The sequence below is a fragment of the Dapis brunnea BLCC-M229 genome (assembly GCF_050015995.1).
In the GTDB taxonomy this organism is placed as follows: Bacteria; Cyanobacteriota; Cyanobacteriia; order Cyanobacteriales; family Microcoleaceae; genus Trichodesmium.
Map to the genome: position 1 here is coordinate 36,716 of NZ_JBNHEP010000226.1, position 12,695 is coordinate 49,410.

A 12,695-nucleotide genomic window follows, 5' to 3' on the forward strand; every position below is an offset into this window, starting at 1 on the left:
TTTCTTTGTTTTTATATAAATCCCCTTCATTTATGTAGCATTCCTCCTAACAGTAAATGAAGTTTTATAACCCTGAGATTCCGAATAAGAATGTTCGACATTTATAATATAATAAAGACCGCCAAACTTCTTGCCAACCCCAGTAATTTCAATCACTTTTCCAGCGCGGAAATTTGAATAACCTTGACAAATTCCCTCCCCCGTAATATAGTCAAGCGAACGCTCTTTAAACTGTCCCAAAGACATCTTATCAGCTTCAGCTTTACTCGATACAACTTGATTAACGATTGTATCACTAGATTTACCAAAGGCTTTTTGAACTTCCTTTGGCCCCGAAGTTGAGCCTCCCATTTTATTACCTTCTTTGCCTGCACCTGCTTTCGCCAAAACTGTTTTTTTATCCTTGGGAAGCCATCCTTGTACCTGCACTTGGTCAACTTGATTCATCGTACTTAAACGAGGTTGAAAATCTTGTAAATCATCCCCATAAGTTATGGTAAAAAGTTTTTGTTCCCCATTGTCAGGCGGACGAAAATATAAAGTTTTGTTGTCAACAGCTACCTCATAACCAAGACGTGCAGCTCGCTCTTGCAAAAATTCCCAATCAGTTTGATTTCTTTGTAAAACATATTCTAGTTTCACCTTGGTATCCTCTACTTTTGCGGTAAGTCCTTTTCCTCTAGCAATTTGACTAACAATATCACTATCTTTCATTTTAGTAAAAGATTTTGTCTGACGGCCTCGCAACAAACGGTGACGTAAATCATGTCCTCGTACCACTAACATCGGGGTCGTATCTTGAGAAAACTCCGGTTCAAGTCCAGTAATTTCCCCCACCATAACAGTTTGGAGATTATTCTCGTATCCCATCAGAATTTCAACAGTATCTCCTAATTCAAAAACCTCCTTATCTATCCAAGTAAATTGAAGTTTTTCTAGATCCCAAGTAACAAATTTTAATTCAAACATACTGGGCGCTTCTAGATCCTCATACACTTTGACTGAGACAAAATCTGCTGCCAATTCTGGGGAAATATTTTTCCCTTTCAGCAAAATTTTAATATTAGGATTAAGTAATTCTTCTCCACTAGGTTTTTTCGACATTTTTTACCTGAAAATAAGGTGTAATAACAATTTGATAAGTGTTTGCTACAAATAGTTAGGGTGCCTACTAGAATTCAGTCATCAGGAGTCAACCTACCCCTAACCCAACCCACCCCCACCCCTCCCAGGAGGGGAAGTCAGAATGAATTGCTTTCATACCATGTTTTACAGCGGTTTTCATTTGGGTAGACCACAGTAGGGACGTTCCATGGAACGTCACTACAAGGTTTTGCTTGTGAAGATGTGGTTCATCAATTTGAAAAGCGCTGTAGGTTAGAAATCATCTTTTTTGTCAAAGAGACATCTTCTGAAAATTTTTTTGTCACTATTACTATTCGTAACATTCTTTTTTCAAATTGGTATAAAGCCTCCCCTTGGCTGCGCCGCGAGCTACCGCTCTACAAGGGGATAAAAAAAAGAAAATTTCAGTGTTTCAAGCCTCCCTATTCCATTGAGGTACTGATAACTGATAACTGTTAGCGTTTGCGTAGCATTCCGTAGGAAAGCTCCTCCGAAGGAGGCTAACTGAAGTTCGCAGTTCCTCCGACAGGAGGCTAACTGAAATCACCCCCTCTTTGTAATATTAGGTATTTTGAGAGGTGGAATAGTTAACACTGTTCCCGGTGGTAATTTCCGAGGATTAATTAAACGATTTTCCTCAGCAATAATACGCCATAAAGCCGGATTTCCAAATTCTTCGGTGGCAATACTACTCAAAGTTTCTCCCGTTTTTACAATTCTCACCGGGTCATCTATCGGATTTTCAATTTTTTTCTGTTTTTCAGGGTCTTTCCACTCATTAAAAGTACAATCTAAGGTGGCTCGTACAGGTGTTCCATCTTCCAGGAAATGGGTTAATTTTTTAGTTACTGCTTCTAAAAAACAATCCGCTAATAGCACACTATCTTTACCCGATATAGTCCCCCAGACGAGTTGACAACGAGGGAGTCTTTTTTTGTCTTTTCCAATGCGAGGTTGCGTTAAACTCACAATCTTTCGGGTATAGTTTTGTACGTTTTCTGGTGGATATTGATTTAGAGTAGTATCAAAGAATAAATTCAGACTTAAAGTAGCATAGTCTTCTGTAGCTACAAGTCCAGACTTCCCCATTCTTCCACCAGGGATAGTTATGCTAATTTCACTGGGATTAAAAAGAACTTCAATTTTGTCATTAAAGTCTCCAGGGTTATTTTTTTCAGCTTTAATTGTTAATTTTTCTAAACTCATCTAATTTTACCTCTACGCTCACTTTCTATTACTAAACGTCGCATTAATTTGCGTTCAACTTTATTAGCTATAGCATCTATATCAATCTTTGAATTTGCTTGATTTTCCATAGTCGAAACAGAAGTTTGTGTTGGGAGTGAAGGATTGGCATAGATTTTTTGGGATGAGGAAAAACTGGTATTTTCTCCTATTATATTCTGGTTTGATAAGTTAGCTTGCTGATTAATACTGTTTGACAATGGCATTTTTTTTGCTACATATAAAGGCAGGGGTTGAGATTTTAATTTTGAACGAACTGGAGAAATAAGAGGAGTTGTAAGAGGATAATTTTTTTGATTACTATTACTGGATTTAGTTTGTGAGTTGGAAATATTAAAAGATTGATTTTGATCATTTGGCTCATTTCTAGCAAATAATGTTTCATTCTTAGCAAAATTAACTTTATAGGTTAGAGGTTGAGTCATCACGATGGGAAATTTATTGGAGGATATTTCGGGTTCTAAATTCTTTTGTTTAATTGAATTTATTTTGGTTGAATGATTATTATCTTGTTGAAGTTGTTTTAGTGGCACTAGGGTGTTTAAAGGATTAACTATAGAAAGGGGAGAGAGTGATAGAGAAGAATTTTGCTGCTTTGCTTTAATGATAGGGAGTGGTTTTTCAGAAATACTTGTAAATTCTTGTCCCAATGGCATTGATGAAGTATGATTAGATAAGTCCTCAGCAATTGGTTGTGACGAAACTCTTAGTCTTTCTGATGGAGAAATAGCAGTTTGATTAATTATTTTTGTCTCTTCTTGGCTAGAAGCTGATGAGGTATTTTGATTGAATTGTGGAGTTGATGAGTCAATAAATTTAGCTTCTAATGGCATTGATGAAGTATGATTAGATAAGTCCTCAGAAATTTGTGACGAAACTCTTAGTCTTTCTGATGGAGAAATAGCAGTTTGATTAATTATTTTTGTCTCTTCTTGGCTAGAAGCTGATGAGGTATTTTGATTGAATTGTGGAGTTGATGAGTCAATAAATTTAGCTTCTAATGGCATTTCTGAAGTATTAGCTAATTCCTCAGAAATTGGTTGTGGTGAAACTACTGAAATTTCTGATGGGGAAATAGAGGTTTGATTAGTTTCAGTTTCTAAAGAAAGAGAGGGGGTTGTTTCACCCGAAAAATTAGAACTAGATAAATCTGTTAAATTTTGAACATCTATAGTCTTATTATCTTTTTGAACTGATTTGACCTGAGAAGAATCTTCTTTTCGCTGGATGATAGGAACTGAAGGGTGATTTTTAGATTGATTAGACATCTGAACATTATCCGTTCCAGTCCCCATTTCCTCTTGCTTTGGCGATGAAACAGGTTCTGCATAAACAATAGGAACAGGATCATACGATACGGTCGTATTATTACCCCAACGTCCCATTTGTTGACTCAGGAGAGGTACGCGATTTAAGATGCGATCGCAACGATTCATTATCCCCTGACTCATAGCCCATTTTATCATTCCTGGTTGATGTAAGGGACGAGTGAGTCGATTTACCAACCTATCATCGAGGGAATCTTGCCAATTTGATGAAACATTTGCCATAATTTTATAACTTAGAAATTCCTTGATGTACCAGTTCAATTCTTTCCACAGCCATTTCATTGCTACTCGCGTTAAATTGTGGTCCTTCCCACTTGACAGGATATGCCTTTTTCACCGTCCACCACATTACCGGAATTTGCTGAGTATTAAGCAACAGAATTGTACCATTTAATTGTTGAATCAACCCTTGACTCGTTGCTTGATACCAGATATGAAACAAATCAATATTAACCAATCCCCGACTTAAAACCAAATTCGGATAAGTGGTATGTTTTGGAAACTTATGAACATAACCATTTAATCCTCCTTCCTGATAAGATTCCAATTCAATTTCACTACTTAAACCACTAACTTCACTAAAACCGCCCACAACAACTCCACCAATTTCTACGGCAAAATTATAACTCATATAGGGGTCATGTCCAGCTAAACTGGCAGTAGAACCTGCAAGTAAAGCTGCGTTCAGTGCAGTAAATTTTGGATTCATCCGTCCCTCCTTTATTGATGGATAATGAATAATGAAAACTATCTCTAATTAGGGTTTGCTGAATAAATATTTTGGTAAGAGTAGGAGTCAGAATTCAGAAGTCAGAAGTCAGGGGAATTATAAATGCCCAAACCTTTATCTGTAAAGATTTTGAGGATTAATCAGCAAGTCCTAATTATCAATTATCAATTATTAATTGTTAATTATTAATTATCCATTATTATCGTTTAGTCGCTGATTAATTTGTGCAACTTGTCCTACCCACTGCTGACGTTCTCGGTGTTCCATTCTCATAATATGTTCATAAGACCAATGAAAATGATATGCCAGATAAGCTACCTCCTCCATGAGTCTTTCTGGGGGGTAGCTAACTACTCCCCCACAGGAGTAGTTTCCACCTCAAACTCACCATCACAATGGGGACAAGCTACCCGGAGGCGACTATGACCATTTTGGTTAATTCTTTGATAAAAATCTTGCAGATAAACAAAATCTCCTGAAAATAAACCCTCAATTACCTTAGTATTAATTTGCTCTAAAGTTCCTAGTCGAACTACTGTCCTTGCTAGGAGAATAATCACTAAATAACCAGGATTTTTCTGCACCCTTGGATCTCGCATCGGGGCAATTTCATCATAAGCTGTAGAAAGCCTCATAATACCTTCTTTATGGGTATTACCTTCCGAGTCGAGATATCCTTGGGGTAAGATGAAAGGAAATTCTGTCTGCTGCATAATCTTATTCCCAAAAAATATTAACCTACGGTAATCCCTTCGTGAACTAATTCCAGAGTTTCTATGGCTGGGTCTGCATCAGCACTAGCATTAAAACCTGGAGCTGTCCAAGTTGTAGGCCAGCATTGTTCTAAATTCCACCTGATTTTTTCTTCTCCTTTGTCATCTGCCAAAATAATCGAAAGATTACGCCTATCTGTTTCCCCATTTTGTATTTTTTTGTGCCATTCCCACATTTCTTGATTATCAGTAACTCCTCGTTTTAAGGTAATGTTACCATATTCATTCATTCCAGGGATTTTACGTTGACCTAAAGATTTATCTGTTCCTTCTCTGTAAGTTCCGGCGTTGCGAGTAGCTGTTAAACCAGTACATTCTTGAAAACCAGCGTGAACAATACCATCCCATTCTACCCAGAAATTATAAGCAGAGTAGGGGTCACGGAAATTAGAAATTGTTGGCATAAAATAATCTCCTTTAATTGAAATTAAGTAAGTGTAATTCCACTACTACTTTGAACTAGCAAAAGTTGAATAAATTCTCCCGGAATAGTGGGTGCTAAACCAACTTCTGCTATTATCTGTCCCATCTCTCGATTTTCAGGGGTATTGGTTTCTTCATTACATTTAACATAAAATGCTTCTTGAGGAACAGCTCCTTGGATAGCTCCTTGTTGCCACAAAGATTCACAATAAATGCTTAATTCCCTTTCCAGGCGCATCCATAAACGGAAATCATGGGGTTCAAACACGGTATCTGCTAGGTTCTGATTTGCCCAGCGTCCCAAAGTGAGAAATAAGCGACGGACATTGACATATTGCCATTCGGGAAGGGAACTCAGAGTTCGCACTCCCCAAACTCGCATCCCTCGTCCTCGCAGACTACGAATACAATTAACGCTTGGTCCAATTTGGGGATTAAGCTGTGCTTGATCTGCTGGAGTTAAGGAAAAACTCAAATCCAGTACCCCTTCAAGTGCTATATTGGCAGGTGCACCATGTACTCCAACTATGCGGTCAGTAGTTGCATAGATTCCGGCAATATGACCACAAGGAGGAATGGACTTAGGATTCTTTGGTCTTGTGATATCTTCGATTTTTAGCCAAGGTGCATACAACGCGCCATTATTGCTCGTCAGTTTCTGTCTTTGCTTATCTAATTTTTGGACATCATTCAAACCATCAAGAATGGCAAAGCGATCACCCATACGGCTACAGTGATCTAACACAATTTGCTGCATTTGAACAACTTCTGCTTCTCTTGCTACCATGATGTCTGGAACACAAACTAAATCAATATTTTCCAGGATTTCGCTTGCTTCTAACCCCTGTTGCAGAGCATCAAGAGTGTTATCTGCTACTGCCACTACATAACAAAGATGACCTCCCTGTTCAAAAAATCCTGTGACTGCATCACCCAAATATTCCGTTGCCTGACTAAAATATTGGTCAAACTGAGTCCCCAAAGTTAGCTTGAGGGGTCGATTCTCACCTGCTTTTACATTTGCCAAGCCAAGGAATACCGGAACACCAGTCAGTAATTCAGGTTCAGGTGTTGGAACAATATGGTTGAGATATATCCCTGGTATTTTTGGCTCTTGAGTGGGCATAAACGTTAGTTTGTAGCTTGTAGTTATCCTCAAATTGACTATATTATTTATACCATTTATCTGTTGGATGAGGTTCACCTACCCTTTTCAAGGAGGACAAAGATGTTTCCCTTTTTTTAGCTATCCATTACCCACATTTTTACTTGACATAAAACATGACAAAAGTAAAGAAGTGAGGCTATTTCTCTCCCAGGAGGGGTTAGGGGTGGATCTAGATCACGAACCAGACCATTGACTGAGACGGAAAATCACAAATTCAGCTGGCTTAACTGGTGCAACCCCAATCTCAATAATAACTTGACCTAAATCCCTAACTTCTGGTGGGTTGTTCTCTGCATCACATTTGACATAAAAAGCTTCTTGGGGAGTAGCTCCAAACAATGCTCCACTACGCCAAACATTGGTCAGGTAAGCATTTACATTCCGCCGAATCTTTCCCCAGAGTTCTGCATCATTCGGTTCAAATACTGTCCACTGAGTTCCTTTGTCAATAGAATCTCTTAGTGACAGAAACAAACGACGGACGTTGATGTACTTAAATTCTCCGTTTGCATCACCACCAACAGTACGCGCCCCCCATATTCTGATATTGCCATTAAGTTCGCGGATACAGTTAATACCATCAGGATTTAGCCCGTCTTGCTGATTTTTAGTGACTTTGTAGTCTAGTCCTAATGCACCAGAAATCACCTCGTTAGCAGGAGCTTTATGTACTCCTCGTTGAGCATCTACGCGGGCATAAACTCCAGCAATGTGTCCGCTAGGGGGTACAGAGGTATAAAAATCTTCACCCTTGCCATTAGGATTTAAAATCCTTTCGAGTGGATCGGATACTTGAATCCAAGGAAAGTAGTAAGCAGCATAATCAGAATTATCTGGCTTGTCTTCGTTTACATTACTTGGCGTTTTGTCCTTAGTGCAGTCAAGGATGGCAAAGCGATCTCCCATGTTCTGACAGTGGGTGACAATGGCACTGCGGCTAGCAGCATCAGTAATTCCTGGTGCTGCTACAATTGCAATTTCATCTATCGCCTCAAATTTTTCTAAAATGCTTCTAATATTAGCAGCATCTGTTACACGGGATACATAGCAACGAGAGCCACCATTATTGAAAAAACCATAAACAGCATGAGCTAATTGCTTCTGTCTTTCGTCTGTTGAGAAATCACCAAAATATTTTTTAAATTCATTAAAGTTAGTACATAATTTTACTTCATTAGCACCAACTGGAGTAAATGTGGGAAATAGTTGTTGGTAATCTGCTGTAATAGTAATGAGTGTCTTTGTTTTCTTGGTATTTTTATCGTATAAATCCTCATTGTTTTTGATCCAATCTACAGGAATAGTCACCGTTGCAACTTTATTTACATCATCATCGTTAGAGATTTTCACATTTGTTCGGGTTATGCTACCGTTAGCCTTGATATTGTATGTATTACTATCAGTATTAACCGGGTATTTTTTGAGATTTCTTTCCCAGGGTTCTGTTTGGGTTGATAAATCTGCATCCTGTGGAATTGTTAAAAGAACTTCATTTGTTACTTTAACTGACTCTACAATATACTGAACTTTGACTATTTGAGTTTCTGTCGGTGCTGATTCTATAGTAATTTTTGCTTTCTTCTCTGCCTGCATTTGTTCTTGGTATTCTGGTTTAATTGTCATAGCTGAATAGTTCTTTGTCTTCTGATCAACAATAATAACTTCAGCATTTGCTTCTATATTAACTGGAAAATTTTTTAGGTTAAATACTCCCTCTACTCCTTGACTTCCTAGAAACTCATCTGAGACTTGCATAAGAGGACTTATTGGAATGTTAATTGAATCACTTACCACCCCTATAAAACCCGCCGTACTGGTGCTGAGTCCTGTTATTGGAGCTGAACCAGAAGAAATTTCTTCTACATAAACACCGGGCGAAAAATAAGTAGGCATTTGATAAACTCCTAGATTAGATATGTTGTACTAATTTGCTTGACGCTCAAGAGAAAAATCCTTTTCAGTTACCTTTGTTAGATCAATATTAACCTCTTCAGAAACCTCATCATAACCAGTAGCAGATACATTTAGTGTTACCTTGTTGTTTTTCTGAAGTGTTGAAATTTCTACACCTAAGCGGTAGTTCCCCTGAAAATTACTTAACGTAAATTCTGTACTTTTGTCAACTTGTATTTTGGCTAAACCTATTCCTTCGTTGGAATCAGAATCTATAACCTGACCTTGAATTCCAACTGGGAATAAATCAATATCATCTATGGCCGTTATAATTCTCTTGCTAGAGTCTTCTGTTAAACTAAAATCTTTGGTACCATATTGAGTTCTACTTCCAGGTATGGAAGCTGCAAGAGTATATATACCTTGAGGTAAATCAACAAAGTAAAAATAACCATCACTAGCTGTAATTTTTCGGTCTGGCCGATCGCTCATTTTTTCCCACTGCGAACCGTATTGCAAGGCTTTCAGGGATAAAATTTCTTGGAATCTATCTGGCATTGCGATTATTTCTACCATCGCCCCAGAAATTGGTTTTTCCGTTTCCCCTTCTTCTAATACCCTACCAGCGATCGATATCTGTGGGTTAGATATAATCATATTAAGCATGATTACTTTCCTTAGTCAACTATTGAGAGTTAGGTTGATAAACTCCTACCAGTCCCACTTCTGTTCCTGCTTCATCTACAGGAACAGAAATAGTAATAGTACAATGCAATACAACCTTGGGTTTTGTCCCATCTTTTCCACCCATGGCTTGCCAAAATTCCCCAAAACTTTGTAAATTACTAGGACGCAAACTAATTAGTCTCAGGGGGATTTTTTGTTCTTCAAAGTCATTTTCCACAGCATAGGTTTCAGGAATTTGTCTATGGCGCAGTAACACCTTCATAACTTCTCCCAAAAGTTGATGTTCTGCCTGGATATCTTTTTCATCTTCAAGCCAAGCAGTAATTAGATATGAACAATCTACCCTAGCAGGGGGACGTTTTTTGAGAGCTTTACCATTACTTTGCCGTTCAACTAACCAACTTCTGTCACGTAATTCCAAGTTCTCTCGCACGTCGTAGAGAAAACAATTGATTGCTGGCTTTTCTTGGATCGCCCCTTGATAGGGTGTATCAAAACTGATAGAAACCTCTGTTGTTGTTGTTCCAGGAAGGTATGGGATTTCTTTGTTCAGTAGAGATTTTAAGGTATTATCTAAATCCTGAAGCATGAGCTAATTTTTATCGTTGAGTGTAACATATTACAGTAATTTTCACTTTCATAAAATCAATACAACAGTTTACAAGTTGATGAACTTCCACTGAGTTAGTAGGCAACAGGCAAGATAGAACAAGGAGTAGAAATTCATTTTAAAGTCTATCTCACATCGAGGAATGTTAGAAAATCCCATGCCATATAGAAGCCATTTGGTATCTTTGCAGAAGTCAGAAGTCAAAATTTCCAGAATATAGAATAGGGAAAAAAGTATAAAAATAGCCCCATATTCATCATCTCCCCATCTCCCCATCCCCCCATCTCTCCAGCTAATTTTATAGATGCCAAATGGGTTCTATACATACATTTTCTAACAGTTACAAGTCCTTGACATTATCACTGTATCCTTTATGTTGATATTTTGTGCTCAACTGACGGCCACAATTGACACGAATATAATTTTATTTAACTTTTCCCGTGACCATTTTTATGGATGTGATGACTGTGGCATTCTGGAGATTCCATGACATTTTTCCTCAAACTCCCAATTATTTTCTTTTCTGGCAACGCCTACTTTTGACGTAGGCCGAGTCCATGATTCCTTTAAATGCGAACAGGGAGAAAGAATTCCCTGGATGAAGACAACTGCTAATTCTTAGCATATTATAGACGTTAGATATACGACTTTCACATTGCAAATATTCTATCACTATTTTCATGCAACAAAGCCAATAGATACTATAAGTAAAGTAAAGATTTATGATTAAATAATAAACTATTAACCATAAAAATTCACATAAAAAAATCATTTAGTGCTAGAAATAACAATTAAGGAAAGTATGCAGAGCAATATCGGTCGCTGCGGACGGAAATAGGTTGTGCTGCATCAGTCCTATAAATATATGGTAGGGCTTACTGATTAAATATAAAAGCATTGACAGATAAAGGTATTGGCCTGTAATGGTCTTGAAAAAGTACAAAGTTTTCGTTCTAGGGATATCAAAAAGTTAGGATTTTGGTTTTACCATGGCAGAAAAATCAAGTGATAATTCTTCCTGCTGCCTCCTCGCTCATTCCCTATTTCTCTCTGACTCCCCCTCCTGCTCCCCTCCTCGGAGCAGGGCTGTTTCAAAGTATCGCGAGTTAACAATTTAAGGAGAACAACAGATGAGAGGATCAGAAAATAGAGAAATTAGCCATTCTTTGCCGATTTTTCAGCCCGAATTGTGTCATTAAACTCTGTCTAAATATCTTTCAATTCCCTCAAAGCCACAACAAGTCGTTAATTAACCTTTAAGAATAATTGATAAATTTGGGGATAATCTTGGGGTTTAGGGTGGAAAATTCTCCCCTGCTCCCTGCTCCCCTGCTCCCCTGCTCCCCCTCTACCTTAGCCAAGAATGAAACAGCCCTGCCTCCTCGGAGGGGTTGAGTTAGGGGTGGGTTGACTCCTAAAACCCTATGGTATGGTTCAAGTACCTAACAAAACACTGAATAATGAAAAATCAGCGTTACTGAATAAATGTATGACTTTGTAGAAGCCAAAAGTTAGTAGTTAGAAAGGGGCATTACACAGTAACGAATGATTTTAGATTTTGTGCGATCTCAAATCCGGTTATAAAAAGCTAGTTTATCCAAATCATTCTAACCCTTCTGCCTCCAGCATAAGTGCCTTACCAACGCCCATAAATCTGCGCGCAACGGATAATTGGGGGAGGAGTTCAAGGCTCTGTAACTGATTGGATTAGCAATATATAGACGTCACCACCAGTACAGCGATCGCCCAGGAGACCCTCATTCTCCTTCTTGCTCTGAAGGTGGTGAGCAATACTTTAGTCAAACTGAAGGGCTATGGAATACCTTCATTTGTGGATGTTCAGTCACAAAATCACAAATAATTTATTATTTGCTAAAGATTTATTTCGGGATAAATCTGTTGGTAAAGTCAATCAACTATTTTTATAGCAAGGGGTTTAAAGTGTGTTTCTAAATTGTTAATGACTAAACTTATGTGCGATCGCTTTAGGGGGATGAAGTTGTATTGCTATTGAGATTTTATTGCTTACACATATTTAGATATTTTTCTCAAAAACAGTTGACGAAATATCAACCGTTGCGTTATACTGATCTCAGTACAAAATTAGAACGATCTAAGTACAAAAAAAAGACCGATTGCAAAGCAATTGGTCTTGGACTAAAAAATTAACTAACTTTCATTATGGCACATAATTTTACCAGCGGGGTATTCCTTGCTACTCCTGCGTGGCACGGCCTCGGTACGGTTATCCGTAAGCCTATTTCAGCAAAGAAGGCTATTAAGATGGCTGGCTTAAATTGGCAAATAGTAAAACAGCCAATTTGCCGAGTAGGTGAAAAAAGCTATAAACCTCTATCAGATCATGTAGCTATTGTTAGAGAAGACACAGACGAAGTTTTCTCTGTTCGCCACAAGTCTTACCAAGTATTTCAAAACTGGGAAGCCTTCGCATGGCTGGATGAATTTATTCAGAGTGGAGATTTGATAATTGATGCTGCCATCTCCCTTTCAGAAGGACGTAGGATTGCCATTACCTGCAAAATCAACACTCCACCAGCAGAAATAGTAAAAGATGATTTGATTGAATGCTACTTCGCTTTTAAGAATGACCACACTGGGAGTGGCAGTCTGGGTTTCCTTCTTACACCAGTAAGAATCGTTTGCCAAAACAGTGCGACTCGTTCTGCTGCCTAATAAGCAGTAGGGTTCCCGA

General features: G+C 38.1%; 11 protein-coding genes and 1 pseudogene. 1 reads left to right on the forward strand and 11 read right to left on the reverse strand.

The features are described 5' to 3' along the window. Nucleotides 1-30: 30 nt before the first annotated feature. The 11 genes and pseudogenes from ACP6PM_RS25935 to ACP6PM_RS25985 form a co-directional block, all read right to left on the reverse strand. Nucleotides 31-1,104, reverse strand: coding sequence for a phage late control D family protein (locus ACP6PM_RS25935; protein ID WP_426589790.1), 1,074 nt, complete (start codon nt 1,102-1,104; stop codon nt 31-33). A 564-nt stretch (nt 1,105-1,668) separates the two neighbouring features. Beyond that, nucleotides 1,669-2,331, reverse strand: coding sequence for a CIS tube protein (locus tag ACP6PM_RS25940; RefSeq protein WP_426589791.1), 663 nt, complete (start codon nt 2,329-2,331; stop codon nt 1,669-1,671). After that, on the reverse strand, nt 2,328-3,920 hold the full coding sequence (locus tag ACP6PM_RS25945) for a hypothetical protein (protein ID WP_426589792.1): 1,593 nt from the start codon (nt 3,918-3,920) through the stop codon (nt 2,328-2,330). Before ACP6PM_RS25945 ends, ACP6PM_RS25940 begins: the two co-directional genes overlap by 4 nt. Nucleotides 3,921-3,924: 4 nt before the next feature. Then, on the reverse strand, nt 3,925-4,407 hold the full coding sequence (locus tag ACP6PM_RS25950) for a phage tail protein (protein ID WP_426589793.1): 483 nt from the start codon (nt 4,405-4,407) through the stop codon (nt 3,925-3,927). 210 nt (nt 4,408-4,617) lie between these two features. After that, a pseudogene (locus tag ACP6PM_RS25955) lies at nt 4,618-4,761 on the reverse strand (DUF6760 family protein); the annotation flags it as partial. 17 nt (nt 4,762-4,778) lie between these two features. Continuing rightward, a complete protein-coding gene (locus ACP6PM_RS25960) occupies nt 4,779-5,141 on the reverse strand; it encodes a phage tail assembly protein (protein ID WP_426589794.1) in 363 nt (120 codons plus the stop codon). 20 nt (nt 5,142-5,161) lie between these two features. Next, complete coding sequence (locus ACP6PM_RS25965) at nt 5,162-5,605, reverse strand: phage tail protein (RefSeq protein WP_426589795.1); 444 nt, start codon at nt 5,603-5,605, stop codon at nt 5,162-5,164. Nucleotides 5,606-5,628: 23 nt separating this feature from the next. Then, complete coding sequence (locus tag ACP6PM_RS25970; RefSeq protein ID WP_426589796.1) at nt 5,629-6,750, reverse strand: phage tail sheath family protein; 1,122 nt, start codon at nt 6,748-6,750, stop codon at nt 5,629-5,631. 216 nt (nt 6,751-6,966) lie between these two features. After that, a complete protein-coding gene (locus ACP6PM_RS25975; protein ID WP_426589797.1) occupies nt 6,967-8,685 on the reverse strand; it encodes a phage tail sheath family protein in 1,719 nt (572 codons plus the stop codon). Between the two features lie 30 nt (nt 8,686-8,715). After that, the gene (locus tag ACP6PM_RS25980; protein WP_426589798.1) at nt 8,716-9,351 is read right to left on the reverse strand and encodes a carboxypeptidase regulatory-like domain-containing protein; all 636 of its coding nucleotides are present in this window, start codon (nt 9,349-9,351) and stop codon (nt 8,716-8,718) included. 19 nt (nt 9,352-9,370) lie between these two features. Next, on the reverse strand, nt 9,371-9,961 hold the full coding sequence (locus tag ACP6PM_RS25985; RefSeq protein WP_426589799.1) for a Pvc16 family protein: 591 nt from the start codon (nt 9,959-9,961) through the stop codon (nt 9,371-9,373). A 2,202-nt stretch (nt 9,962-12,163) separates the two neighbouring features. Here ACP6PM_RS25985 and ACP6PM_RS25990 point away from each other — a divergent pair. Further along, nucleotides 12,164-12,676 carry a DUF932 domain-containing protein gene (locus tag ACP6PM_RS25990; protein WP_426589800.1) on the forward strand — a complete coding sequence of 171 codons (513 nt, stop codon included), beginning with the start codon at nt 12,164-12,166 and terminating at the stop codon, nt 12,674-12,676. Nucleotides 12,677-12,695: the final 19 nt, after the last annotated feature.

Excerpts from the sequence above, each read along its gene's own strand:
- ACP6PM_RS25935 (WP_426589790.1), bottom strand. The coding sequence starts at position 1,104 with ATGTCGAAAAAACCTAGTGGAGAAGAATTACTTAATCCTAATATTAAA.
- ACP6PM_RS25940 (WP_426589791.1), bottom strand. The coding sequence starts at position 2,331 with ATGAGTTTAGAAAAATTAACAATTAAAGCTGAAAAAAATAACCCTGGA.
- ACP6PM_RS25945 (WP_426589792.1), bottom strand. The coding sequence starts at position 3,920 with ATGGCAAATGTTTCATCAAATTGGCAAGATTCCCTCGATGATAGGTTG.
- ACP6PM_RS25950 (WP_426589793.1), bottom strand. The coding sequence starts at position 4,407 with ATGAATCCAAAATTTACTGCACTGAACGCAGCTTTACTTGCAGGTTCT.
- ACP6PM_RS25960 (WP_426589794.1), bottom strand. The coding sequence starts at position 5,141 with ATGCAGCAGACAGAATTTCCTTTCATCTTACCCCAAGGATATCTCGAC.
- ACP6PM_RS25965 (WP_426589795.1), bottom strand. The coding sequence starts at position 5,605 with ATGCCAACAATTTCTAATTTCCGTGACCCCTACTCTGCTTATAATTTC.
- ACP6PM_RS25970 (WP_426589796.1), bottom strand. The coding sequence starts at position 6,750 with ATGCCCACTCAAGAGCCAAAAATACCAGGGATATATCTCAACCATATT.
- ACP6PM_RS25975 (WP_426589797.1), bottom strand. The coding sequence starts at position 8,685 with ATGCCTACTTATTTTTCGCCCGGTGTTTATGTAGAAGAAATTTCTTCT.
- ACP6PM_RS25980 (WP_426589798.1), bottom strand. The coding sequence starts at position 9,351 with ATGCTTAATATGATTATATCTAACCCACAGATATCGATCGCTGGTAGG.
- ACP6PM_RS25985 (WP_426589799.1), bottom strand. The coding sequence starts at position 9,961 with ATGCTTCAGGATTTAGATAATACCTTAAAATCTCTACTGAACAAAGAA.
- ACP6PM_RS25990 (WP_426589800.1), top strand. The coding sequence starts at position 12,164 with ATGGCACATAATTTTACCAGCGGGGTATTCCTTGCTACTCCTGCGTGG.